This is a genomic window from Paenactinomyces guangxiensis (assembly GCF_016055185.1).
GTDB classification, from domain to species: Bacteria; Bacillota; Bacilli; order Thermoactinomycetales; family Thermoactinomycetaceae; genus Paenactinomyces; species Paenactinomyces guangxiensis.
Genome location: NZ_JAECVR010000019.1, coordinates 12,042 through 37,316, shown reverse-complemented (window position 1 = coordinate 37,316; position 25,275 = coordinate 12,042). Strand labels below are relative to the sequence as shown.

Annotated in this window: 23 protein-coding genes, 1 tRNA gene and 2 pseudogenes; 18 read left to right on the top strand and 8 right to left on the bottom strand. The window is 45.7% G+C overall.

The window, feature by feature from the left end:
- Nucleotides 1-17 precede the first annotated feature (17 nt).
- The 9 genes from folP to I8U27_RS15805 all read left to right on the top strand — a co-directional run bounded on the left by folP (nucleotide 18) and on the right by I8U27_RS15805 (nucleotide 10,974).
- Nucleotides 18-848 carry a dihydropteroate synthase gene (gene folP / locus I8U27_RS15845; RefSeq protein WP_181753643.1) on the top strand — a complete coding sequence of 277 codons (831 nt, stop codon included), beginning with the start codon at nucleotides 18-20 and terminating at the stop codon, nucleotides 846-848.
- Between the two features lie 13 nt (nucleotides 849-861).
- Nucleotides 862-1,221, top strand: coding sequence for a dihydroneopterin aldolase (gene folB, locus I8U27_RS15840; RefSeq protein WP_181753641.1), 360 nt, complete (start codon nucleotides 862-864; stop codon nucleotides 1,219-1,221).
- A 5-nt stretch (nucleotides 1,222-1,226) separates the two neighbouring features.
- On the top strand, nucleotides 1,227-1,754 hold the full coding sequence (gene folK / locus I8U27_RS15835) for a 2-amino-4-hydroxy-6-hydroxymethyldihydropteridine diphosphokinase (protein WP_181753718.1): 528 nt from the start codon (nucleotides 1,227-1,229) through the stop codon (nucleotides 1,752-1,754).
- 37 nt (nucleotides 1,755-1,791) lie between these two features.
- Entirely contained in the window at nucleotides 1,792-2,799 is a 1,008-nt protein-coding gene (gene dusB, locus I8U27_RS15830; protein WP_181753639.1) for a tRNA dihydrouridine synthase DusB, read from the top strand.
- A gap of 51 nt (nucleotides 2,800-2,850) precedes the next feature.
- Nucleotides 2,851-4,344, top strand: a complete 1,494-nt coding sequence (gene lysS / locus I8U27_RS15825) for a lysine--tRNA ligase (protein WP_181753636.1) — start codon at nucleotides 2,851-2,853, stop codon at nucleotides 4,342-4,344.
- A 1,534-nt stretch (nucleotides 4,345-5,878) separates the two neighbouring features.
- Entirely contained in the window at nucleotides 5,879-6,502 is a 624-nt protein-coding gene (locus tag I8U27_RS15820; RefSeq protein WP_181753634.1) for a nucleotide exchange factor GrpE, read from the top strand.
- A 39-nt stretch (nucleotides 6,503-6,541) separates the two neighbouring features.
- Nucleotides 6,542-8,092, top strand: coding sequence for an Hsp70 family protein (locus I8U27_RS15815; RefSeq protein ID WP_181753632.1), 1,551 nt, complete (start codon nucleotides 6,542-6,544; stop codon nucleotides 8,090-8,092).
- Between the two features lie 39 nt (nucleotides 8,093-8,131).
- Entirely contained in the window at nucleotides 8,132-9,655 is a 1,524-nt protein-coding gene (locus tag I8U27_RS15810) for an Hsp70 family protein (protein WP_181753630.1), read from the top strand.
- 26 nt (nucleotides 9,656-9,681) lie between these two features.
- Entirely contained in the window at nucleotides 9,682-10,974 is a 1,293-nt protein-coding gene (locus I8U27_RS15805; RefSeq protein WP_181753628.1) for a J domain-containing protein, read from the top strand.
- Nucleotides 10,975-11,112: 138 nt separating this feature from the next.
- Here the strand turns inward: I8U27_RS15805 and I8U27_RS15800 are convergent, their stop codons facing one another.
- From I8U27_RS15800 to I8U27_RS15780, 5 genes are all read right to left on the bottom strand, one after another.
- Nucleotides 11,113-11,433 (bottom strand): hypothetical protein, encoded by a 321-nt coding sequence (locus I8U27_RS15800; protein WP_181753626.1) that lies wholly within the window; start codon nucleotides 11,431-11,433, stop codon nucleotides 11,113-11,115.
- An 8-nt stretch (nucleotides 11,434-11,441) separates the two neighbouring features.
- Nucleotides 11,442-11,978: a GNAT family N-acetyltransferase gene (locus I8U27_RS15795; protein ID WP_181753624.1), complete on the bottom strand. Its 537-nt coding sequence runs from the start codon at nucleotides 11,976-11,978 to the stop codon at nucleotides 11,442-11,444.
- A gap of 84 nt (nucleotides 11,979-12,062) precedes the next feature.
- The gene (locus tag I8U27_RS15790; RefSeq protein ID WP_309506167.1) at nucleotides 12,063-13,037 is read right to left on the bottom strand and encodes an ornithine cyclodeaminase family protein; all 975 of its coding nucleotides are present in this window, start codon (nucleotides 13,035-13,037) and stop codon (nucleotides 12,063-12,065) included.
- Nucleotides 13,038-13,061: 24 nt separating this feature from the next.
- Nucleotides 13,062-14,021 carry a threonine ammonia-lyase gene (locus tag I8U27_RS15785; protein WP_181753620.1) on the bottom strand — a complete coding sequence of 320 codons (960 nt, stop codon included), beginning with the start codon at nucleotides 14,019-14,021 and terminating at the stop codon, nucleotides 13,062-13,064.
- Nucleotides 14,022-14,057: 36 nt separating this feature from the next.
- The gene (locus I8U27_RS15780; protein WP_181753618.1) at nucleotides 14,058-14,654 is read right to left on the bottom strand and encodes a TetR/AcrR family transcriptional regulator; all 597 of its coding nucleotides are present in this window, start codon (nucleotides 14,652-14,654) and stop codon (nucleotides 14,058-14,060) included.
- A 230-nt stretch (nucleotides 14,655-14,884) separates the two neighbouring features.
- Here I8U27_RS15780 and I8U27_RS15775 point away from each other — a divergent pair, with 230 nt between their 5' ends.
- On the top strand, nucleotides 14,885-15,157 hold the full coding sequence (locus I8U27_RS15775) for a hypothetical protein (RefSeq protein ID WP_181753616.1): 273 nt from the start codon (nucleotides 14,885-14,887) through the stop codon (nucleotides 15,155-15,157).
- 183 nt (nucleotides 15,158-15,340) lie between these two features.
- On the opposite strand, the gene I8U27_RS15770 is transcribed toward I8U27_RS15775, so the two are convergent.
- The gene (locus I8U27_RS15770) at nucleotides 15,341-16,867 is read right to left on the bottom strand and encodes a class I adenylate-forming enzyme family protein (RefSeq protein ID WP_181753614.1); all 1,527 of its coding nucleotides are present in this window, start codon (nucleotides 16,865-16,867) and stop codon (nucleotides 15,341-15,343) included.
- A gap of 721 nt (nucleotides 16,868-17,588) precedes the next feature.
- Here I8U27_RS15770 and I8U27_RS15765 point away from each other — a divergent pair.
- The 3 genes and pseudogenes from I8U27_RS15765 to I8U27_RS15755 all read left to right on the top strand — a co-directional run.
- Nucleotides 17,589-17,747, top strand: a pseudogene (locus I8U27_RS15765) (group II intron reverse transcriptase/maturase); the annotation flags it as partial.
- A gap of 628 nt (nucleotides 17,748-18,375) precedes the next feature.
- Nucleotides 18,376-18,984, top strand: coding sequence for a DUF5819 family protein (locus I8U27_RS15760; protein WP_181753611.1), 609 nt, complete (start codon nucleotides 18,376-18,378; stop codon nucleotides 18,982-18,984).
- Nucleotides 18,981-19,964, top strand: a complete 984-nt coding sequence (locus tag I8U27_RS15755) for an HTTM domain-containing protein (protein ID WP_181753609.1) — start codon at nucleotides 18,981-18,983, stop codon at nucleotides 19,962-19,964. Before I8U27_RS15760 ends, I8U27_RS15755 begins: the two co-directional genes overlap by 4 nt.
- Nucleotides 19,965-20,105: 141 nt before the next feature.
- Here the strand turns inward: I8U27_RS15755 and I8U27_RS15750 are convergent, their stop codons facing one another.
- Together I8U27_RS15750 and I8U27_RS15745 are read right to left on the bottom strand one after the other, a co-directional pair.
- Complete coding sequence (locus I8U27_RS15750) at nucleotides 20,106-20,528, bottom strand: GNAT family N-acetyltransferase (protein ID WP_181753606.1); 423 nt, start codon at nucleotides 20,526-20,528, stop codon at nucleotides 20,106-20,108.
- Between the two features lie 106 nt (nucleotides 20,529-20,634).
- The gene (locus I8U27_RS15745) at nucleotides 20,635-21,933 is read right to left on the bottom strand and encodes an MFS transporter (RefSeq protein ID WP_181753604.1); all 1,299 of its coding nucleotides are present in this window, start codon (nucleotides 21,931-21,933) and stop codon (nucleotides 20,635-20,637) included.
- 451 nt (nucleotides 21,934-22,384) lie between these two features.
- On the opposite strand from I8U27_RS15745, the gene I8U27_RS15740 reads away from it, so the two are divergent.
- The 5 genes and pseudogenes from I8U27_RS15740 to I8U27_RS15725 all read left to right on the top strand — a co-directional run.
- The gene (locus I8U27_RS15740; protein WP_181753602.1) at nucleotides 22,385-23,134 is read left to right on the top strand and encodes a protein kinase family protein; all 750 of its coding nucleotides are present in this window, start codon (nucleotides 22,385-22,387) and stop codon (nucleotides 23,132-23,134) included.
- 328 nt (nucleotides 23,135-23,462) lie between these two features.
- Nucleotides 23,463-24,002 carry a DUF169 domain-containing protein gene (locus I8U27_RS15735; RefSeq protein ID WP_232345563.1) on the top strand — a complete coding sequence of 180 codons (540 nt, stop codon included), beginning with the start codon at nucleotides 23,463-23,465 and terminating at the stop codon, nucleotides 24,000-24,002.
- A gap of 117 nt (nucleotides 24,003-24,119) precedes the next feature.
- A tRNA-Ala gene (locus tag I8U27_RS15730) sits at nucleotides 24,120-24,195 on the top strand.
- Nucleotides 24,196-24,746: 551 nt separating this feature from the next.
- The gene (locus tag I8U27_RS21420; protein WP_374057950.1) at nucleotides 24,747-24,869 is read left to right on the top strand and encodes a hypothetical protein; all 123 of its coding nucleotides are present in this window, start codon (nucleotides 24,747-24,749) and stop codon (nucleotides 24,867-24,869) included.
- Nucleotides 24,824-25,195: pseudogene (locus tag I8U27_RS15725) on the top strand (reverse transcriptase domain-containing protein); the annotation flags it as partial. The gene I8U27_RS21420 and the pseudogene I8U27_RS15725, both read left to right, overlap by 46 nt.
- Between the last annotated feature and the right edge of the window lie 80 nt (nucleotides 25,196-25,275).

The following is a 25,275-nucleotide window of genomic DNA, read 5'->3' as shown; positions in this document are numbered from 1 at the left end:
AGGAGGCAGCATCTGTGATGAATACGCATCAATTACAAGCGGGTCCGCACCAGTTGTCCTTTCAGCGGCGTACGCTGGTGATGGGAATACTAAATGTGACCCCTGATTCTTTTTCAGACGGGGGCCGTTACAATCGCATTGATCTCGCTCTGAAACATGCGAGACAACTGGCCCGGGACGGAGCGGATATTCTGGATATTGGCGGTGAGTCAACCCGTCCCGGGTCTGATCCGGTTTCACTGGAACAGGAATATGAACGTGTCATTCCGGTCATTGAAAAAGTAGCGAAAGAGATTGATCTACCGATCTCCGTCGATACCTATAAAGCAGAAGTGGCCAGAGAAGCGGTCAAAGCCGGAGCCCATATCATCAATGATGTATGGGGAGCCAAACGAGATCCAGATATGCCGGGGACAGCAGCCGAATTAGATGTTCCCATTATCCTGATGCATAATCGGACGGAGGCGAAGTACCGGTCATTGATGGAGGAAGTGATCTCTGATCTGCAAGAGTCGGTTCAGATTGTAAAACAGGCGGGAGTCAAAGAAGATAAGATCATCCTGGATCCGGGGATCGGCTTTGCGAAAAATGTTGATGAAAATCTAACAGTTATGCGCAATTTGAAACAAATTGTTTCTCTCGGTTATCCTGTTCTTCTGGGCACATCCAGAAAATCTATGATTGGTAACGTCCTTGGATTGCCCGTCGATCAGCGGGTAGAGGGGACCGCTGCAACAGTTGCCTATGGAATTGCACAGGGATGCCGGATTGTGCGTGTCCATGATGTGAAAGAAATGGTACGAGTCTCCCGCATGATGGATGCAATCCTCTATGGCAGGCAGAAGTAGAGGGGGAACCTTAGTGGATAAGATATTTTTCAAGCAGATGTACTTCTACGGTTATCATGGCGCTTATCCGGAAGAAAACAGATTAGGCCAACGATTTTATGTCGACCTGGAGCTGGGGTTAGACCTCCGTCCTTCTGCTTTGACCGATGACCTGAACAAAACAGTCAATTACGCAGAAGTTTACGGTGCCGTTCGCAAGGAAGTAGAAGAGACTCAGGTTCAGCTGGTGGAAACCCTGGCTGAGCGGATTGCAGACCGGTTGCTGCAGGATTTTCCCATTGAGCAAGTATTGGTTCGCGTAACGAAACCTGATCCTCCGATCCCCGGCCATTATCAAGCGGTCGGTGTTGAGATATTCAGGAGCAGAGCATGAGCCGGATTGTTACAGCTTACCTGGGGCTGGGGGCCAACCTCGGTGACCGGCTGAAACAATTACGGCAAGCGGTTGAGATGCTGCATCATACAGCCGGGATCAGCGTCATTCGCATCTCCACCGTCTATGAAACGGCTCCGGTCGGATATCTGAACCAACCGCCCTTTTATAACCTGGTGATTGAAGTGCATACAACATTATCCCCAATCGCTTTGCTAGCCACTGTCAACCAGGTGGAAAAAAAGCTTCATCGTGTTCGCGAAGTCCGCTGGGGCCCGCGTACGATTGACATTGATATTCTTCTGTATGAAAACCGTGTGATAAAGCAGGAAGATTTACAGATCCCTCACCCAAGGATGAAAGAACGGGCATTTGTACTCATTCCGCTTCGTGAGCTCGCCCCCCATATTGAGATTCCCGGTTCGGATCAGACCCTGGTTGATCTGATCAGGCAACTTCCCCCGGACCAGGAGATCAGGCCTCTTCAGGTTGATTGGAATATGGCAGGGTTGAGTTCAACCCCGAATCGATAAAATGATAACAAAGGATTGAAGGAAGGAGGCAGAAAGGATGTTAAAAATCGGCGATATTGAACTTAAGAATCAAGTGGTACTCGCACCGATGGCAGGTGTGTGCAATCCCGCCTTCCGCTTGATTGCCAAAGAGTTTGGAACCGGTTTGGTGTGTGCGGAGATGGTAAGTGATAAAGCGATCTTGCATGGAAACAAACGAACCAAAGAAATGCTGTATGTTGATGAAAGAGAAAAGCCGCTCAGTTTACAAATTTTTGGCGGTGACAAGGAAACATTAGTAGAAGCAGCCAGAGTGGTTGACCAGCAAACCAATGCGGATATTATCGACATTAATATGGGCTGTCCCGTACCGAAAGTGACCCGCTGTGATGCCGGTGCAAAATGGCTGCTTGACCCCGACAAAATCTATGACATGGTTACTGCAGTTGTGAAAGCGGTCAGTAAACCGGTAACGGTGAAAATGCGCATTGGTTGGGACGAGGAACACATCTATGCAGTCGACAATGCAAAGGCCGTTGAGAGTGCCGGCGGCAAAGCAGTTGCCGTCCATGGACGCACCCGTGTGCAAATGTACAAAGGCCGCGCCAACTGGGATATCATCCGCCAGGTCAAAGAAGCTGTCAGGATTCCGGTGATCGGGAACGGAGATGTATGTACTCCCGAGGATGCCAGACGGATGCTGGATACCACCGGGTGTGACGGAGTGATGATCGGACGGGCGGCACTTGGCAACCCGTGGATGCTGTATCGGACCGTCCATTACCTGACACATGGTGAATTGCTGCCGGAACCGACTGCGGCGGAAAAGATGAAAATTGCCATCCTGCATATGGACCGCCTGGTTGCCCTGCGTGGAGAACGAGTTGCCGTGCGTGAAATGCGCAAGCACGCTGCCTGGTATCTCAAGGGTTTACGCGGAGCATCGCGCATAAAAGATCTGGTCAATGAACAGGAAACCCGGGACGGAATGGCAAATCTTCTCTTAAACTTTGCCGCAGGAACCGGGGATAAACATTCTCAACATCAAGCCGCAGAAGCCGTATAAAATCTATGCGAAATAGAGAAGCCCACCCGAATCTGAAGGAGTGATTTTAGCATGACACAAGAGGAACATAATGAATTTTTGCAGGTGCGGCGAGATAAATTGGAGACACTGCGTGAGCGGGGGATTGACCCGTTTGGCCAAAAATATGTCCGCACACATACTGCCAGCGAAATAGAATCTTTATATGATGCTTTCACAAAAGAGGAATTAGAGGATAAGGCGGTTCCTGTTTCCATCGCCGGCCGCCTGATGACAAAGCGGATTCAAGGGAAAGCATCGTTTGCCCACCTGCAAGATATGTCCGGCCGCATTCAAATTTATGTTCGTTTGGATCGGGTGGGTGAAGAACAATATGAAACTTTCGGTACAGCGGATATTGGTGATTACCTTGGCGTATCCGGTGTCGTATTTAAAACCAAACGCGGCGAAATCAGTGTAAAGGCAAATGAAATTACCTTCCTGAGCAAGTCACTGCGCCCGCTGCCGGAGAAATACCATGGGTTAAAAGATATTGAACAGCGTTACCGCAAACGTTACCTTGACTTAATCATGAATCCGGAAGTCAAAGAGACGTTTATCACCCGCAGTAAAGTAATCCGGGAGATACGGCGTTATTTGGATGATCACGGTTATCTGGAAGTGGAAACTCCCACTATGCATGCCATTGCCGGGGGGGCGGCTGCTCGGCCGTTTACCACCCACCACAATGCACTGGACATGACCTTATACATGCGGATTGCGATTGAGCTTCACCTGAAACGGCTCATTGTGGGCGGAATTGAAAAAGTGTATGAAATTGGGCGTGTTTATCGTAACGAAGGAATTTCAACCAGGCATAATCCGGAGTTTACAATGCTGGAGTTATACGAAGCCTACGCTGACTTCCAGGATATCATGAATCTGACAGAAAGCTTGATTTCCCATGTGACTCAGGAAGTTCACGGGACAACCCGTATCAGTTATCAAGGGCAGGAAGTAGATTTAAGCCCCGGTTGGGTGCGCAAATCGATGACTGACCTTATTAAGGAACACGTTGGTGTCGACTTTAACCGGGAGATAAGTGATGAAGAGGCTCATCGCCTCGCGCGCGAGCACGGAGTGGAAGTGACTGAATCGATGTCCTTTGGGCATATTGTCAACGAGTTTTTTGAACAAAAAGTGGAGGCTAAACTGATCCAGCCCACTTTTGTCTACGGGCATCCTGTAGCCATTTCGCCACTGGCCAGGAAAAATGCACAAGATCCCCGTTTTACGGATCGTTTTGAACTCTTTATCGTGGGGCGGGAGCATGCCAACGCCTTTACCGAACTGAATGACCCGATTGACCAGCGGGAACGATTTGAAGCGCAATTAGCCGAAAAAGCAGCCGGCAACGATGAGGCCCACCCGATGGATGAGGATTTCCTGGAGGCCCTGGAATACGGAATGCCGCCAACCGGAGGGCTGGGAATCGGGATTGACCGTCTGGTAATGCTTTTGACAGACAGCCCCTCCATTCGTGATGTACTTCTCTTTCCCCATATGCGGGAACACAACGAAAAATAAATAAGTTATCCACAATATATGCACAATCTCAGCTATACTGTGTACAACATGTGGACATGTGGTTCCTGCCCAAAGAGGGGGAACCGTATTTTTTTGTAAATAAATATCATAATTGTAATAAAAGGAGGAAAAAAGGATTAATTGTATAAATTGTAATATTGAATGGGAAATCCTTTCATGTGGAATCTTACTTCATTCTTTTACATATTTTTCAAGGAGGTGAAACCTGGTTGGATCTATAGAGACCGCGAGCGGGAGATCCGTAACAAAAGGGGTTTCTTTTTAGACCAATCCTCAACAGTGAACCCGGTCCCCTTCCGGCAAGGTGAGTGGGAGAGAAACACCTTGTTCAGACGGGCGGATGGGAAAAACGTACGGGGGCAAATGCTTTCCAGGTGAGGTTGCGGGTGGAAGGTTTTTATAGATATTTGATAACCAGGCTGGATAATGAGCGAAATCAAATGTACCAAATGCGAACAGAAGACAAATCGACCTTGGTTTCATAAAGGTAAAGTTTATTGCCCCTCATGCTATGATAAAGTGAGACTGGAAGATTATAAAAAATGGAAAGCAGAGTGATTAAAACAATTGTCGACTGAAAGCCCATGGTTTCAATCGTGGGATGAAAGACGAGGTTGCTCTATGCAATCCCTTTATGTGATTGCATAGAGCAATAATTTTCTGTATAATCGAACATGTGAGCGGTGCTCATCCCACTGGTATGGGTTTTGTTCCTCTGTACGTCATGATATGGGGTTCCAGTGGCGAACAAATCTCTCCCGCCGGGTAAAATCATGAGAGTGAGTGAAAAGGAACTAGAACGCTGGTAACAGGCGTTCCGCCCATGTAGGTACATACAACATGAGTTGTAGAACTGCATGGGATGGGGCTAATGAGACAGCCCTTAGCTTGGGAGTTGCACAAAGCAGAAATGGATTGAGTGCGCTAACTACCCAAGAATCCCACGCTTTTAAGTGTGTGGAGTCTCAACCGGGCCCTTACCTGAATAGGGGCCTTCTTTTTTTGCAGGCCGGATTAACCGAAAACGGCAAATATTGCTTGTCTAATTGGTAGAAACCTACTATAATGACCGTGAGGTTGTATTGTACACAATGTGATAAAGGATAAATACTAAGAAAATATCATCCGGACAGTTTGTCTGTTTGTCTGGTATCTTTGTTAAGATCCTGAAACGGCCATACTTCGGGATCACACACTACATATTACCTTTCCTTTATTTTCCGTATTTTCTACCGCCTTGAACCCATGGCCGGATCACTTTTCTGCAATAAATATATCATTCTCCGGCAACAGACTATTTTTTTGCGTCTGCACTCTTTCTTTCCATATTTCTTATTTCTCACATACTTGCAGCATTCTCAATGTTACTAGTAAAATTAGATTAGTATAAGATGTGAAAAGAGATGCGGAACTCTCACATGTTTGTTCTTTTTGCCAGATTCAATTTTCACAAATAGTTTAACATTATCAGGGTTCATGTAACCATATGTGCGCTAGTCAGGGGGGTAAAGGTATGAGTCCCAGGAAAGAGAACCAAAAACATATGGATCAGGTTAACCAACCTTCATTGCCGGAGCCTCGCTACAGCTTTCTCAGCAGAGAGCGCGGGGCAATCCGGGAAATGAAAGAGGCAAAACCATTAGACCGTCAACATCAGCAGGTTCTCTCGATGTTATCCGGTTTGCAGCAGAACTTTTCTTCTCTCCTGCAAGTGGTAACGAACCGCCTAAGCTATGATAAGACCAAAGAGGCTGCTTTTGATAAACTTTATAAAGAAATGGAGGAATTAAAGCAGGACCAGGAGCTTAATCAGCTTCGACCGTTATACATTGACTTAATACTTCATTTCGACCGCATGGAAAGTATTTACCGGCACGGCTCGGTTTCCCCCGAGTTGACGGAAATCCTGAAAACACTTAGCGGCGAATTGATTGAAATTCTGTACCGGCGCGGGGTTGAACCATTGTATACCCAGTCTGATTACTTTGACCCCAAGACGCAACAAGCGGTTAAAGTAGAACCTACTTCCAACCCTGCCGAAGATAATAAAATCGTTGGCATTGTCAGGCATGGATTTAAGTATAAAGAAGTGATATTAAGGCCGATTGAGGTTGTGGTTAAAAAATACCAGCCCTAGTTGAAGCGTAAAACGGTTAGTCGAAAGGAGCGCGTTCCAATGAGCCAGGATTTAATCATAGGAATCGATTTGGGGACAACCTTTTCGGCTATTGCCTATATCAACTCTTACGGAAAACCGGAGATTATCCCCAATCGAGAGGGTGATCGGACCACTCCTTCCATCATCTTTTTTGAACGTGACGGAACCCCGGTCGTGGGGAAGGAGGCCCGGAATTTAGCGATGACCGATCCGAGCCGGGTAATTTCTTTTTTGAAAAGAGAGATGGGCAATCCATCTTTTCGTTTTAATGTTGATGGCCGTGACTACTTTCCCGAAGATCTTTCAGCTATCATTCTGAAGAAATTGAAGCGGGATGCGGAGGAGTATCTGGGACAGGAGATCAAAAAAGTGGTGATCAGCGTGCCGGCTTACTTTAAGGATGCTCAGAGGGAATGCACCCGGCAGGCCGGAGAGATCGCCGGCCTGGAAGTTCTGCGGATCATCAATGAACCGACCGCCGCCGCTTTGGCCTATGGCCTGGATCGAGGCGACAGTGAACAGACTGTTCTGGTGTATGACTTTGGCGGGGGCACCTTTGATGTCACCCTGATGCGCCTCCAACAAAACCATTTTAAGATATTGGCCACAGACGGGGATGCCCGTCTGGGCGGGAAAGACATTGATGAAGCGATTGTGGGTTACCTGGCCCAGGAGTTTTTGGATACATACGGAGTGGATCTTCGGCAGGATCGCCGGTCCCGGCAGGACCTATGGGATAAAGCCGAGATTGCAAAGAGGGACCTCTCGTTCCGCAGTTATCTGGCAATTACCCTGTCCCATCAACAACAAGCATTGCGTGTAGATCTTGACCGGAAAATTTTTGGAGAGCTGATCGCCGATATCATCGAAAAAACAGAAGAGTACATGCATAAAGTTGTGGATGCTGCCGGACTTACATGGGCCGAAATCGATACAGTACTGTTGGCCGGGGGCTCAAGCCGGATCCCGGTGGTTCAGGAGATGATCAAACGCGTTACCGGGAAAGAAGCGGCACGCAATTTAAATCCTGATGAATGTGTAGCGATGGGAGCTGCATTACAGGCGCTGGTTACTGCTGTGGAAGAGAAGGATGACACGCTTATCACGGAGGAGATGTTGCAAACAGCCGGAGAAATTACTGTTACGGATATCGCAACCCACAGCCTGGGTGTAAAAGCTCTTGCCTCTGATAAAACCGATTTTGTCAACAGCTTGATCATTCCCCGCTATACCCCGCTTCCCGTAGAACGAACGCGCTGTTATACGACAAATCAGGATAATCAGCAAAAAGTGGAGATTGAAGTTTTGCAAGGGGAGGATGAAGATCCCAATTCTCCAAATGTAGATCTGATCGGCAGAGTAAGCTTGGATGATTTGCCCCCTCATCATGCCGGTGAGCTTGTCATTGAAGTAACTCTGAAATATGACCTCAACGGAGTGATTGAAGTTATTGCCAAAGAGCTGAACAGCGGGCAACTTACCCGTGAAATTGTCATGCAGAAGCCTGGTAGCTTATCAGAAGAAATTCTTGCAGAGCGAAAAAGGTTGCTGGAACTGATTCAACCTTAAAATATATTGAAGGAAAGAGGATCAAAGGAGTGAATTTGCATGGGAAAAGTCGTGGGGATCGACTTGGGAACGACTTACTCTGCGGTCGCTATTGTCAATAAATACGGTAAACCTGAAATGCTTACAAACCGTGAAGGGGAGAGGATAACTCCTTCGGTTGTTCTTTTTGACGGGGAAGACCCGATTGTCGGAAGTATTGCAAAACGTTCAGCTGTAGCAAGTCCTTTTAACGTCATCCAATTCGTAAAAAGGCAGATCGGCGATAAAAACTGGAAGTTCCGTACGGAAAATGCGGAAGCCTATACCCCTGAAGAAATTTCTGCCATGATTTTAAGGCGCTTAAAAGAAGACGCCGAAATGCTATTGGGTGAAAAAGTTGAAGATGCAGTGATTACCGTACCTGCCTACTTCGATGATGCCCAGCGGAAAGCGACCCAGGATGCAGGAAGGATTGCCGGAATCAATGTACTCAGAATCATCAACGAGCCAACAGCAGCCGCTCTGGCATACGGGTTAGACAAAATGGATCAGGAACAGACAATTCTTGTCTATGACCTGGGTGGGGGTACGTTTGACGTCACCATCATGCGGCTATCTCCGCAGGGACTCCGTGTTCTTTCTACAGGCGGGGCCAAAAACCTGGGTGGGTTTGACTGGGATAACGCAATCATGAACTATCTGAATGAAGAGTTTAAAAAACAAGGCGGCATTGATCTGCTGGATGATCCCATGCTGGAACAAGATCTGCGGGATAAAGCGGAGATCGCCAAAAAAACCCTGTCTTCCCGGGATCGTACCAATGTCTTTCTGTCCGCTCAGGGGATCAACCTGTCTATTCCGCTGACACGGATTAAATTTGAAGAACTGACCGGACATTTACTTAACCAAACGCAAAAAATCATGGAATTCGTTCTTGAAGATGCCGGTTTGGAATGGAAAGATATTGACCGGGTACTCCTGGTCGGGGGTTCAACCCGGATGAAAGCAGTGCCTGCTTTGATTGAACGTGTCACAGGAATCAAACCGTCACTTGATGTAAACCCCGATGAGGTAGTGGCGATGGGAGCCGCTATTCAAGGAACCATTCTCCACCTGAAAGAAGGAAAAGCCAGCCTCCATCTCAGCCAGTCATTTCCAATCGTTGAAGTACAGGATGTGAATTCCCATAGCATGGGTGTAGTCGCTCTTGATGAAAACGGTAAAGAAGTCAACTCAATCGTATTGAAAAAAGACACGGTTATCCCAAGCCGGGTGAGCGGCCATTACACCACCACCATTGATCGGCAAACCCAGCTTCATCTCCAGGTTACAGAAGGAGAGGATACCGATCTTGACTATGTCAAAATTGTGGGTGAAGGAATTATTGGTCTTCCGGAATATCCCAAGGGTGCGCCGCTGGAAGTTATTTTTGAATATGACAGCGATGGTATCATTCATGTTTCCGTCATCGATTCAACCGCGAACACCCTGCTGGGAGAATTAGATATTGAGCGCACCTCCAACCTGACGGAAGAAGAAGTGAAAGAAAAGCAAATTCGTGTTGGCAAACTTGCTATTAGCTAAAACTTGGATAAAGGAAAGTTGGAGTCATGCAAAACTACTATGAAATGTTTGGCATCTCTCCTTCTGCTTCAACAGAAGAGATCAAAAAACTGGTTCTGCATCAACTGCGCATATGGAACCAGCGGACCAACGCTCCACAAATTGAAAGGCGCCAAGAGGCGGAGCGAATGATACGTGTCTTAGAGGAAATGGAAACCATTTTGCTCGACGAACAAAAACGAACCGAATATGATCAAAGATTGCAGATGGAGAGAGTAGAGACTATTTCCATCGACGATACTGACGAAGAGGAAGAATCAGCAGGAATCCCTGTTTCCGACCGGGAAGTCGCTGAAAAAATCGGTGAAGGCTGGTTGCTCCTCAAGCAGGGAAAAGCAGCTGATGCCCTGCTCCTTGCACTCCGGTTGACAGACAGGGTCACCGACCATCCGGAGGCGTGGGCTCTGTTGGGCCGTGCGCGCTTTCAGTCTGGAGAAGCTGAAGAAGCAATCCAGCCGCTGGTGAAAGCATGTGACCTCCATCCGAAAAACGCTGCATACGCGTTCTCGCTCGGTGAGATTTTCGAAAGCTTGAACCGAAATGACCGGGCTGAAGAGCAATATAAACTGGCTCTCACACTCTCTCCCGAAAATACGCAATATAAATATCGGCTGGGAAGCTTTTACGTAAAAACAAACAGAGCGCGGGAAGGGCTACGTTTGCTTGAGCACTGTTTAAGTGAAGAGCCAAACAATCCCGACTACCAAAAAGAGCTGGCAAAGGGATATCTGGAAATTGCCTGCAGCAGTTGGACCGTTATTTCACCTGGCCATCCCTACTTACCAGCCGGACGTTATCCGACAGACAAAATCGATATGACCATGGCTGAAGTTTATGTCAGCCGTGCCAACGCCATCCCGTTTGATGACCAGGAATTGCGAGAAAAGCTGAATCTTGTCAGGGCGGACATTGAAAAGAAAAAAGGCCGCAAATTTACAGGTAGTTGGACCGCCGTCATCATTAGCATCCTTTCTCTTATTACAATCGAATGGATTAATCCAAGCTGGCTTAATTTTCTTTTCATGTTCTTGCCGGGTCTTTATATCATCTCTGCTCTTACACCCCAGTACCGTATCTATCAAAAGGGGATTCAAGGAGAAAGCAGCTATACCGATTTCGCTTATCTGTTCAGACGGCTTAAAGATCGGTTTGGCGATACGGCTTATCTGCTCATGATATTGTTTTATCTCGTATACAGCACGATTTCTCAATTGGTGTTAAGCATCGTTATCATATATAATTTTTACCGCAACTATCTTGTGGGGAACTCTAAAAAATGACCGGGAAGGGCAGCCTTCCCGGTTTTTATTTGTGCGCCCGGATGGGCATAGTTATAGGGTTCAAGTCCCGGTGCGACGTGAAGTCGCTTAAATAATTGCTTCACAAATGATGAAGCCTACTGTTCCACCAGTAGTATCCTAGGCAGTAAGGTAACAAGCTGTCAAAAGCCTGCTGACAATGTATCCCGTGGTTATAAGACCACCACTAGAACTGTAAAGGGAAAGTGGTTCTACCAGCATCAAGTGGATAAGGGCTAGGATGGATGGTATGGTTAACACATGTGAACGTTCGGCAAGCGTCGTCAGAACCAACAAGCCAAGATGCTGAAAGGCTTGAACCAAAACGGTATTGTGGTCAGGAATAGAAGATCGACGGATGCAGCTCATCGCATCCCGTTCACCAATCCGAGCGGGGGAAGAAACCGCTTGCCCTGTTCCGCCGTGTCGCGGCTCCATCAAAATCGGACTTACCCCAAAACCAGCTCCCGCTCCATCACCCAGACGACCCGTTCTCCCTCATGGTCTTCCGGCAGGTTGAATAGTTCCTTCATCTCCACCTTGCGGAAGCCGAGGCGTGTCCAGGCGGCTTGGGCGGGGTGGTTGCCGAGCAGGACTCCGAGGCGGACGGAGGTCCAGCCAAACTGGCGGCGCGCGAGATCCAGGAAGTGTTCGGTGACTTCGCGACCCAGGCCTTGGCCGTGCAGATCCCGCCGGAAGATGAGGAAACCGATCCAGGGGAAGCCGTCCCTGGGGTTGCGCTTCAGGTAGGTCAGGATGCCGGCGGGCGTTTCCGTCTCCTTTTCAAACAGACCAAGCATAGATTCGTCGGGGTTCTTGTTCGCTTCTTTCCAGTCTTTCTCCAGCTTGGACAGGGGATAGTCAGGGCTGCCTTCCGACACTTGCAGGAAGAAGCGGTTGCTGCGGATCACGTCGAGGAAGGCGGAGAGTTCACCCTCGCGGATGGGTCTGGCCAAGATGCGTTCAGTTTCAAACTGATCGATCATGGTGTCCTCCTTTTTTGGGTTCCTTCAAAATACACCTGAAAAATAATCATTAGATCATCATAAGTTAATTTATCAAATAATGGGTTATAGAAATTGAATTGACTTGCCAATTTTCCGATCTTTTGCCATCTTCAATACCATCTTGGCGACAGAGACATCTTGAATGGACAAACCAGTTGAATCAAATATGGTGATTTCTTCACTAGAATTTCGCCATGGCTTTTTTCCTAGAATGATATCGCCCATTTCAGCATAAATATCTTGTTCAGTAATGAGTCCTGTTTGTAGTGCGTGCTGGATCTCGCCACGTTCACGACATTGTGAGAGACTATCTACTACAATCGTTGCACCAGAAAAAATTTCGGGGTCAATTTCTTGTTTCCCGGGCATGTCCGTTCCAATACAAATAAGATGAGAGCCTTTGTCAATCCAACTCTTTTCAATCAAAGGTGATTTACTAGGTGTAGTAGTAATGATGATATCAGCACCTTGGACGCATTCTTTTGGGGTATCAGAAGGGATAAGTTTCGTCTTTACTTTTTCTTTCATTTCTACTATATAATCTTGGACTTTCTCTTTGTTACGCCCCCAGATTCGTATTTCTCCGATATCGAAAATACAAGATAGAGCCAAGATTTGCATCCTGGCTTGTGTACCGGTACCGAGCACTGCTACTTTTTTTGAGTTTGTGCGTGCCAGATATTTTGCAGAAACCGCTCCTGCAGCTCCAGTACGCAAATCTGTAATGAGACCACCATCCATAATAGCCAGTGGAATTCCGTTTCTTCCGTCTAGTAATACAATCGTTGCCAATCCAGAGGGTAATCCATATTTTTCTGGATTATTCCAATAACCAACGGCTAATTTTACTCCAATTATCTCACTTGATTGATCATATCCCGACTTGATATCCATTTCTCCATGATGATTTTCCACTTCAATAGAAACAACAGGAGCGAGCTTTACCTTATTCATTGAAAAGAGTGAATATGCCTCTTCAACGGCAGAGATGACAGACTCCATCGATAGCAATTGTTCTATTTCTGGTTTGGTTAAGATTAATGTATTGATAGTAAGCCCTCCCTATTTATTTTCTGACAACAAAGTAGCTAAACGTTTCGCGTCTACATTACCACCGGTTATAATATTAAGAACCTTCTTTCCTGACACATCTACTCGATTATGAAGCAGAGCAGCAATTCCCACAGCCGCTGAACCTTCGATCATAAAATGATGCTGGATAGCCATCCAACACATAGCTTCTGCAACTTCTTTTTCTTCAACCAGCACAAAGTCGTCCACATATTTCAAAGCCAATTTCAAATTTTCCTCTCCAATTGTCCCATGTAGCCCGTCTGCGAGGGAATCTTTATATTCCACATCAACCATTCGTTTCTCTTTAAATGAGTAATACCATGGAGGGGAAGCATGGCTTTGTACACCAATCACTTTGATTTTGGGATTGATTGTTTTTGCCGCAATGGCAATTCCACAGATAAGTCCCCCGCCACCACTTGGGACTAGAATAATGTCCATATCAGGATGGTCCAGCAAAGCTTCTAAACCAACTGTACCCTGACCGGCGATGATATAAGGATCCTCATAAGCATGGATATAGGTTCGGCCAGTTGTTTCGGCAAGCTGATTAGCATAATCCTCAGCTTCATCGTAATTGGAACCATGTATGACGAGTTCTGCTCCCAGTTGTCTGATCCCCTCTTTTTTTGTCTCTGGTGCCTTTTCTGGTACAACAATGAGAGCGGAGGTTCCCACCAGGTTCGCGGCTAACGCAACCCCCTGCGCATGATTTCCTGCTGATGCTGTAATGACACCATTCTGTTTCTCGTGTGTATGAAGGGAAAAGATTTTGTTCAGCGCGCCCCTCGGTTTAAAGGAGCCCGTTTTTTGTAAATTTTCCATTTTGAACCATACATTCGCATGGGTAAACTGGGAGAGGCAATTCGAATGGATTAAGGGAGTTTTTACAAGATGATCCTGGATTCTTGTGTTTGCGATCAAGATATCGTGCATAGTGATTTGCATAGAAATCGCTCCCTGCTCTTTAAGATTTTAAAATTTTCATTTGTGAGTCCCTTGAGCCCTTATTCCCGCCCAATAGATTCCCCAGACATTATGCAGTTTTGATTCCATATTAGTTCGACTGCCATATAGCATCTGTGTAAATAACCCATCCAGAAGGCAATAAAAGGAAGTTAACAAATGTTCGATGGGGATGTTCCTGATTTTTTGTTGTTGAATACCTTCTGAAAACAGAGAACGCAATAAATTGGAGAACATCTCTTCTGACTCGTAAAATTTCTTTTTTATCTCTTCTTTTAGTTCTTGGGGCGGAAAGATCATCGTATGTTTTAAGAAATGGATCTTTTTCTCATCATGTGTATAATACAAAGCAGCTTCGCAAAGGATTTGAAACAGTCTTTGTTCCACATTCATATTTTTCGTTTTTTCCGCTACCTTCTTTATATGATGGACATGTTCAAAAATGACCTCTTCAAAAATTTGAAGAAACAAATCTTCCTTGTTCTTGTAGTGGGAATAGATAGTAGGCGCCTTAATCCCGACTTCTTCTGCAATTTTCGAAATAGTGGTTTGTTTGTATCCATATTGAGAAAAAAGCTTTATCGCCGCTGTTTTTATATCATTGGCTGTACTCACTTTATCACCTCCGCATTTCCCTAACGAATATTCGTTAGGGAAATTATATAATAATTATGAAACGGAATCAACCCGATACGATGTCCAGCAGTATATGAAACATCTACATAACCAAGGGAATAAAGCAACCACTATGAACCCAAAGTTTATTGCTATTGTAGCCACCCGGTACATAGGACAACCTTAAGTCTGGTCTTTTTATTGTGTTATAGGAAGGGGATAGGAATTACGTGTCTATGCCGGGGCTTTTTTATTTATCTGAAAATTTGGGTTTTGGGGCAAGGGAATTAAATTTCAGTTTATATTGGAATGAAGACAGAGTTTATACTATGAACCGTACACGCTTAATGGCACAATACCAGCGTAGCCATCATGTAGGGCAAAGTAAAATTACATTTTCTTACAACACCTTTGTCTTCAAGGCTTTTTGCTATCTTGCAAAGCATCCCCAAAGATATCTTTTTAATTTTTCTTTACAATACAGGCAAAAAGACAAAAATTAACCTTATCCAACACACTGACAATACTTCTGTAACCCATGAAAACAAAAGGTTTAACATTCATTGGAAATTACTTTGCACCTTATAGCACTTACGCTGGTATTATCCCTTTTCAAAACAGAATATCTCCAGTATGCCTCAGGACATTAATTTTTGAACAGGACCGGTGTTTGAAACGTAATAATATTACTTCTGTTCTTCCAGTTCCTTCATAGCTTGTTCCCTTAATACCCGTTTCAGAACTTTCCCCATGCTGTTCTTCGGAAGAGCTTCCACAAAAACGACTTCGGCCACTTTATAATTCGCCAACTTTTGATGGCAATGATTTAAAATATCCTCTTCAGTCAGGCTGGCTCCGGGTGTCTTAACAACGTAGGCTCTTGCCAATTCTCCCCAAATTTCATCAGGTACGCCAATAAGCGCCACTTCTTGAACTTCATCCAACTCCAGGATGACCGGTTCGACTTGAGCGGGATAAATATTTGTCCCCCCACAGATAATCATATCCTTATATCGATCCACGACATATAAAAATCCATCCTCGTCTAGTTTTCCTGCATCCCCTGTAAACAGCCAACCATTCCTTTTCACCTGCTCCGTCGCTTCTGGATTGTTCCAATAACCCTGGAAAATTTGAGGCCCTCCCAAAACAATTTCCCCCACTTCACCCGCGGGAAGATCCTGGTGTGTTTCAGGGTCTACAATCCTGACTTTTGCCTGTAGAATTGGTTTCCCGACAGATCCACATTTATCAAAACCCATCTTAGGGGACCAAACAGTAAAACAACTTGCAACTTCCGTGCAGCCATAACCTTGTATCACATCATATCCTAACTGATAAAACTGCTCAATGAGTTTATTAGGAACTTTGGCTGCACCGGAAGCAAGGGTTCTCAGGGAATGAAACTCTTTTTCACTCTGAATGATTTCTGCTAGCAGGTAGATGAGTGTGGTTGGAGGAGCAAACATCGTAGTGATTCTTTCGGCTTCTATCATCTCCCAAATGTTAGAGGTATTAAAATCGGACATAATCACCATGGTCATTCCTTGTAAGATCGCACTTAACATCACCATCATTCCGCTGACGTGAAACAGAGGGGACACGGCAAGATAGCGATCGCCATAACGCCAATCCAATGCATTTGTCGTAGCCCCGATGCTGAAAAACCAGTTTCCATGAGATAATATGACTCCTTTGGGGAGACCAGTGGTTCCCGAAGTATAGATAATAGCAGCCGGATCATTCTCCACGATTGAAACATCTGGCTCTGTTGTAGGACGGTTGAGCAAGAGTGCTTCAAAAGAGGGATGAGCGTCCATATTAGAACCTGCCCGAATCGTATTAAAAATTAGACCCGATTCTCTGGCTGCGGAGAGTTTGGAATCCAAATCGTCATCATAAAAGAGAAGCTTTGGTTGACTGTTTTTAAGTATATATTCCAATTCGAGGGGATTTAACCGCCAGTTCAACGGAACGGTAATCGCTCCCGCTTTGATTATCGCCAGGACAATAATAGGGAAAAGATGACTGTTTCTGCATAAAACCGCTACCCGATCTCCTTTTTGAACTTTGGACTCCATTAAAAAATGGGTTAATTGGTTTACACGGTGATTAAACTCCTGATAGCTGTATCGTTTGCTTCCACACACCAGTGCTTCCAGGTTGGGAGAAAATTCAACTCGATACCTCATCATATCAACAATCGTATTCATAACATCCTCCTCATTCTGCTTTAAAAATAAAAGTTGATATTTTAATTTAATCTTATATTCAATAAAGTTATTCAATAATCCTCTTGATTTTATATAGTAAGAGGTCCGGTCACATCAAAAATAGAATACCCCCAAGAATAGTAAAGATATTATCCCTGATAAATGGAGAGAACATGTCATTGAAAATGATTCAAAAGGGAATGAGAAAATCAATCGGATGAACGATGAAATTTGCGTTCAGCATGTGATCATGCCATCTTAGCAGATAATTTGGAAGAGGTTTACGAACCTCATACGAGGCTAGCGCCTATTGGATGAGTCTGCAAAACAAGATAAAGTCTTGCACCAAAGGTGGGCGAGAGTAAATGAGGCAGATAGATGGAGTGAAAGACTACACTCTTACCCGGGGAGGTCTGACCGAAATGCCATGCCCACTTGGTAACCCTTTCCGTGAGGAAAGGCTGAGCGGTCAGAAGTCAGCAGACGCTATATTTCCTGAGTAGAGGACGCTCGAAAAGGGAGGGGTCGAACACTTAGGAAGAACGATTCACTAGGCGTTCATTCTTTACGATGAGGCAGACAACCCAAAAGGGGCCTACTTGAAGGAGGAAGTGGTGAACCCCACGGGGGACTGCAGGAGGGTGGAGTAAAAGGATGGTACAAGTAGACTGAAACGTTCACGAGGAAGGTATATCTATGTTAATGAAAAGCACTCCACCAAGTGGAGAAAAATAAAGGAAGCCATGGAGTGGATGATATGCCAGTAGAATCCCTGCGAGTGCACATCCAAACTCACTGGACTTCTATTCGTGTTTCCATCGAAGATGGAACCTATATACCGTCGCCAGTCCGACGAATCGAAATCCCGAAACCGAACGGTACGTACGGTGGTGGGAGAGGACGGGGGTTAGTCACCCCCTCCTGCTCAATTATATCTTAATTTATGGAAATTTGACTATTGCCTATATAGTGTCAGCTTGCTAAAATTGCCTTAGCAAGAAATCAATACTAGAATTTAATCTTTATATTAGGAAATCAACTGTAAAGTTTTGCCGAGCTGACCATCCTTTACAGAAGAACATGTATTTTCCTGCCGTGACATGATTGGAAATGGAGCTGTGGTACTGGATCGATGAGCAGTTCCAAGCGGACATCCTATTTATCCGACATAAAAGATGTTGCACTGTCAGCGGATATCAGGGATCGGGTCAGCCATTTGTTTCCCCAGGTCACACATATTCATCTTCAACTGGCGCAGGAGACCCCGATCCTCTACAGGTCGGGGAGGAATGCGCCTTTTTCTCCCTCCTTCTTCTTATGAGTAATTAAGCGTAGGCGGTGAGTAGTTGACGGATGTATCATTCAACTTTCTTAGATAAAATAGAAGTTAACCATTTTCTTAGTTTACAGGTAAAATGGAAAGGTGGTTGGATTTAGGTAATGCTACTATCGTTATATAGCAGGCAGATCAATCGAAGCTTCAGAATACGGATGAAACGGGGAGTAGTATGTTAAGGAAAAGGCTGTCTCTCATAATCAGTGGCTGTTTACTGCTTTTTCTCTGTTTTCATTTTTATATGACTGCTGTCTATTTATCTCCGCAAAACTATTACAAGCAAAAAATAGAGTCGCTCATTACTGCATACATAAATCCCTTATTTAAACAAAACTGGCGTTTGTTTGCTCCAAATCCTGTGAATCAACATAAGGATTTGCAGGCAAGGGTGAGGTATACGGATCGTACGGGGAAAGTGCGGGAGTCGGAGTGGTACGATATATCGAAGAGTCTGGTTCGGGGGGTTCAAACCAATCGGTTTTCTTCCCAATTTCGCCTTTTGGAATATCGGGATTCTTTAATTAGTTCTTTTCTGAGCAAGAATGAAAAGAATCGTGAGCGGGCAGAAGAATTGCTCGGTGGTTTTGCCTCTTATGTGGTGCAGAAAGATTGGAAAGTGGACGGCAAGGTAAGCGAGGTACGGGTCCGGGTAGTGACAAATACGTTCCCGAGGTTTAAAGAGCGGCAACAGCCGGATTCAAAAGGGAAGTTGCACTACTACTACACTGACTGGCTACCTTATGAACCGTTATTGCCCGGAGGAAAGGGGGGAACACCATGATTGATAAGGGGCTTCGCTTTCTCACACGGGAACATGGGCTGATCGGATTAAGTGTAGTCCGGATATTTTTTGGAATCGCTATCTTATATGAGCTGTTGGTAAATTGGTCAACCCGCCATCTGCTCTGGGGGCCGAACGGTCTGTATTCCTATGGGGATTATAAAGAGTATGTTTCCTCACAGGGTATTGTGACATTATTTGACCTCAGCAATGCTCCGTGGATGGTAGATGCTGTATTTATCGGCGGTATTATTGTAGCTCTGGCGTATATACTGGGGTACCGGACCCGGTTAGCCGGGGTGCTGTTGCTGATTTTATTCTGGTCGCTCTACTTCCGTAATGTGTATATCACTCATGGCGGAGATAATATCATGCGCTTACAATTAACCTATTTGGTGTTTGCCAATATGGGTGCTTATTTTTCTTTGGACGCAAGGGGGAAGAGAAAAAAAGGAAACAAAGAGTCCTGGCTTGCAAGCAAACCCATATTGCAGGATTGTGCGGCGATCTTTCATAACTTTGCCTGGATGGCGGCTATGGTTCAATTGGCATTTATGTACTTTGCTTCAGGGACCTATAAAGTGATGGGGTCGATGTGGCAAAATGGAAGTGCCTTATATTATGCCACCCGGGTCCAGGAATTTTATACTCCGGGACTGAGTGATTTGCTGTGGCAAAGTGAAACTTTCCTGGTGTTGATGGCTCATATGACTGTTATTTACCAAGTGGCGTTCCCCTTTTTGCTGTTAAACCGATACACCAAATATATAGCGTTGTTAACAGCATTTACCTTTCATACCGGTATCGCCGTTGTGATGGGGCTTTATGATTTTTCATGGATTATGATCGGGTGCGAGTTCCTGTTGTTGACGGATAAGGATTATCGGGCGCTAGATCAGGGATGGAGCAGGTTTACTTTATGGGCCGGCTCAAAATTTAAAAAGAAGCAGAAATATGCGCTTAAAGGGGACCATGCTTAGGTGTTGCTGATAGAGTCTACTGTTAACACAAGCAAAAGAAAAGGGCCTGTTCCGGCGGAAATCAAAGCTGAAATAAAAAAATAGACCAGAAAAAATAAAGCTCTTCCTCTGTGGCTATATCCACAAAGGAGGAGCTTTTGTCTACATGTCAAGTTTAAACACAAAACCCCGTTTCTCAAATCCCATATGGTTTTCCCAAAAATGATGCGCCTGATGCCGGGCCAAGCCTGAAAAAAGAATAATCTTTTTGCAGTTTTGTTTTACAGCAAATTCTTTTAAGTAGTTCATCATTACTTTTCCATAGCCCTTTGACCGCTCAACGGATGATGTTACAAGTTCAGAAATCCATAAATGTCGGCCGTTTGACAAATCAGTCCGGATGGAAACGGTGGCAACCGAAACAATTTTTCCATTTATTTTCAGAGAGAAGAGACGGTGTGCCTCGTTTATCATTTCTTGTATGTAATCAAGGTACTCATTTTGGCTTAAGTCCGGGCAAAAATCTATCATCACAGGATATGATGCCAGAAGTTCATTTTTGGTTCTCAACTCCAAAAATTCCATAACTTTTATCCCCTTTTATGCTAACATGAGCCCTGTTGGAATGCTCATAAACCTTTCCTTACGGCTGTTTGCGCTGTTCTTTTCATAGTATTTCATTCCACAAAACCTACACAGCCCCGGACTGGCCGTAATCACTTTGCTCTCCGGACATCGCCTGTTCTTTACCCTTTTCCGGATTTACGATCAGTAGCAGAAGAATCCCCACAATAAAAAAGATCGCGACGGAAAGGATTCCTGCCCGGCTGGAGTTCATCAGTTGTCCGGCGAATCCGAAAACTGCGGGCCCAAAAACGGAAGCGAATTTGCCGGACAGTCCGAAAAATCCGAAAAACTCTGCGTTGCGATGAACCGGAACCATCCGGCTGAAGATGGAACGGCTGATGGCCTGACTTCCTCCCTGAACCAGTCCGACCATAATGGCCAACAGATAAAAATGGAAGGAGGAGGTCATGAAGAAACCGAGGGAAACAATCACCAGGTAGAAGACTAAGGTGATCAGCAGGGTATTTTTTGAACCCACCTTTTCCGCTACCTTCCCAAACAACAGGGTACAGGGAAATCCGACAAATTGGGTAATAAGGAGAGCGGCGATCAGGTCGGTTTGTTCGATTCCGATTTCCCGCCCGTATATAGTAGCCATTTTGATGATCGTATTAATTCCGTCGCTAAAGAACCAGTACGCGATGAGGAATTTTAGTAATTCGGGATACTTTCTAATTTCTTTTATCGTTTTGGCTACACTTCTAAATCCGTTAAGGATTTGGGACATCGGTGTTTGTTTGATCCCATTGTCCCGTTTTTTCTCGTGGACGTTTCGGAATAGGGGCAAGGAGAAGAAAAACCACCAGAGCCCGACAGAGAGAAACGATATTTGAGTTGCTGCCAGTTTGCTGAGGGAAAAGCTGTCGTGGTAGGTGATCATGGCCAGGTTAATGGCCAGGAGAATCCCGCCTCCAATATAACCAAAAGCATAACCCCGGGAAGACACCATATCCCGCTTTTCCTCCGGAGCGATATCTGTCAAAAAAGCATCATAAAAAACATTGCCCCCGGAAAAGGCTAAGGTTCCCAGAATGACAAGGACAGAAGCCCAAAGCCATTCTCCTTCACCAATAGTGAACATGAGAAGGGAAGAAAGGACTCCCATATAGGTAAAAAAGCGAAGAAATTGTTTTTTTGAACTTGAAGCATCGGCGATAGCGCCGAGAATAGGGGACAGGATCACAACGAAGATGAGAGCAATCGACTGAGTATATCCCCAGTAAGCGGTGGAGGTGGCCGGATTCAATCCCTTTGAGGCGACATCAAAGTAGAAAATAGGCATGACTGCAGCCAAAATAGTTGTTGCAAAGGCGGAGTTGGCCCAATCATACATGACCCAACTCCGGACAGCTTTGTTGTTCATGGGAACACCTGCCTGTGTTATTTATCTGAAAATACTGTTGTTAACAGTTTATCATAGCAACTTGAAGCTTCCTATCTATTTTGTTAAAGCTTTCATTAACAGGCGGGGTGAAAGTCACCTGTAAAAATAATGAAGAAAAACCCAATGTCTACACGCTTTAACGGGATCATGATAGAATAAAACATAGTTATATAACGATGTGTTAAAAAAGGGCAACATATTCTACGATCCGGAGAATAGAAAAATATATTTTATCAACAGATTTGATTAGGCTGATTGGTAAACTTTCATAACTCGTCGGTACAATCGGGAATAAAAGTGTGAATCATGCCGGGGAAGCAGAATTCTTGGGAGCGATCTTTTAGCGACTGGCCGGGAGCGAGACAGAAGTCTGCCTTCCCCCGTTTGACACACTTTCACAGAAAAGAAAGGATTAAAGGAGAATTGCAGCATGGAAATGAAAGTACAGGGAGAATGGATACGAAATACATACCGTGTGCTGAAATCCTTTCCATTTGTTATCGGAATTTTATATTTTACAGAAGTGAGTTCGCGCACAAGGGGACTGCAGACCCGGTTTATTCATGCGCTTGATGTGAGAGCAGTCAGTGACAAAATTCAAAAGGAACAGATCCTGTCCCGGGATGATGCGGTATTTTTTCCTGTACGCGAAGTTTTTATAGAGAATGATATACTGTACCAGGTATTCCATCGCCTTGAAGGGAAACTGCTGGCCCATTATCTGCATCAGAATACCCCTCTGTCTATTTCGGAAATGTGCTGGATTGTTCGAGGTATTACCAGCCATTTGTTGCGTCTTTATGAGGAACATCAATTTACCTTGGTTCATCCGCAGAATATTGTCCTGGCCCCGGGGAAAGCAATCCGTTTTCTTTACGGAGGCCCGCTCGGTGCACTGCCTAAAGGAGTGGGGAAGGGGATGGGCGACTTTTTAGATGATCGTGAAACAGATTACCTCTATGACTCTTACACACTGGGCGTGATGATCTACCATATGTTGACAGGGAGAAACCCAATGGCCAGCGGGCTGTTCATCCCGCCCGTTTCCACCTATTGTCCCAATTGTCCTCCTGAACTTGATGAATTGGTTACCCGGGCGATCTCGTTCGATATCAAGAAACGCCCTAAAATAAAGGAAATCGCCCGATTTTTAGACCGGCTGGCGGAGCGGGTCTGTTGACCGCTTCCCGTGAACTGCGAGGTATGAAGTCTCGGAGAAGCTCCTTGGAACCAGTTGTAGGCGGTTGCATCAATTAGCGGTAAGTATAAAAGTTTGAAGTTTCCCTGGAAAAAAGGTTTTGCGGTGAATAGTGCGAAAACAAAGTAAAAGGGGAAATGAACCGCACAGGGGAGTGGATGGGTATGAAACCGGTACAAGTGGCTGAAGAGTTAGAAAAACATGTTCGACCGGATACTTTTCCGCTGGCCATTCGTGTCATGAACAGTGAGGAACCCTTGCCGGAACGAGCGAAACGCCCCTTTCGCGATTTTGGTGTACAATTAAGTATTTGCCAGGCGATTACGAAGGAGGAACTCTTGCCTGCGGGATGTATACAGAGACGATGGAAGCAGGGAAGGAAGCGGAAGCCGCCGTTCCAGAGTTTACGGATGAGGAGAAGGGAACCGTGTTGATCAGTCCGTTGAAAAGAGCGGCGTTTCAACCGGACTTGGTGTTAGTGTATGGGAATTCCGCACAAGTGATACGCATGGTAGCCGCCGCCTTATATAAAAATGGAGGGGCTCTTACCTCCCATTTCAGTGCGAGGGCGGACTGTGCCGACATTGTGATTCGCACCAAGCAGAGCGGGGAGCCGCAGGTAATCCTTTCCTGTTACGAAGACCGGGTTTTCGGGCAAACCCATGATCATGAGATGCCCTTTTCTTTTCCGTATAAACGGGCACAAGAAATGGTAGACGGCCTTAACGGAACGCACAAAGGGGGAGTCCGCTACCCAATCCCCACCTTTTTGCAGTATCAAGCCGAGTACCCGTCTTCGTATGAAAAGTTGAATCGCATGTGGAAGGAGATGTCGGATACAGATCAATAAGCAGGCCTATCGTCATTAAAATGCCCGCAATTCTTAAAAGTGAGGCAGACTGTATAGAAAGCTAAACTTGACTTTGGTTTTTCTATTGTATACTATAGTCCCAGTGCAGCAGAATATGGGGCTATAGCTCAGCTGGGAGAGCGCCTGCCTTGCAAGCAGGAGGTCAGCGGTTCGACCCCGCTTAGCTCCACCAAAAATCCAACCTACATCCGAAGCGGTGTAGGTTTTTATTTGTGCGCCCGGCATGGGCGTAGTCTATAGGGTGAAAGTCCCGAATGGTGAAGGTAGCAGTAGCCATTAGCTTAAGGCAAGGGTGTCCGCCGCGAGGCGGAATATGAAGGAAGCCGGCGGCAAATCTCCGGTCTGAGGAACACGAACCTCATACGAGGCTAGCGCTCATTGGATGAGTTTGCAAAACAAGATAAAGTCCTTGCTACCGAAGGTGGGCGAGAGAAAATGAGGCAGATAGATGGAGTGAAAGACTACGCTCTTACCCGGGGAGGTCTGACCGAAATGCCATGCCCACATGGTAACCCTTTTCGTGAGGAAAGGCTGAGCGGTCAGAAGTCAGCAGACGCCATAGTACTCAAGTAGGGGACGCCTGAAAGAGGAAGGGCTGAACACTGAGGAAGAACGATTCACTAGGCGTTCATTCTTTACGATGAGACAGACAACCTGAAATAGGCTTACTTGGAGGAGGAAGTGGTGAATCCCACGGGGGACTCCAAGAGGGTGGAGTAAAGAATGGCACAAATAGACCGAAACGTTCACGAGGAAGGTTATGTCGATGTTAATGAAACAACTGTTGTCACGGGAAACAAGTGGAAAAGAACAAAGGAAGCCATGGTGTGGATGGAATGCCGGTAGAATCCCTACGAGCGCACATCCAGCACTACTGGACCTCGATTCGGGCTTCCATCGAAGATGGAACCTATGAACCGATGCCTGTCCGTCGAGTCGAAATCCCGAAACCGAACGGAAGCGTTCGGCTATTAGGTGTTCCTACCGTGACCGACCGTTTCATACAACAAGCCATCGCCCAAGTTCTTACCCCGATCTTTGACCCAAACTTTTCTAACCATAGCTACGGATTTCGCCCAAAGAAACGAGGACATGACGCAGTTAGAAAAGCAAAGGAATACATCGAGAGTGGCTATCGATGGGTTGTCGACCTAGACCTTGAGAACTTCTTTGGTGCGCCGGGCTAAGCCGGGCACTTTCAGCAGGTGAAATTCCTGCACGGGAAAAGGGAACGAGCCGCCCTACCCGTAAT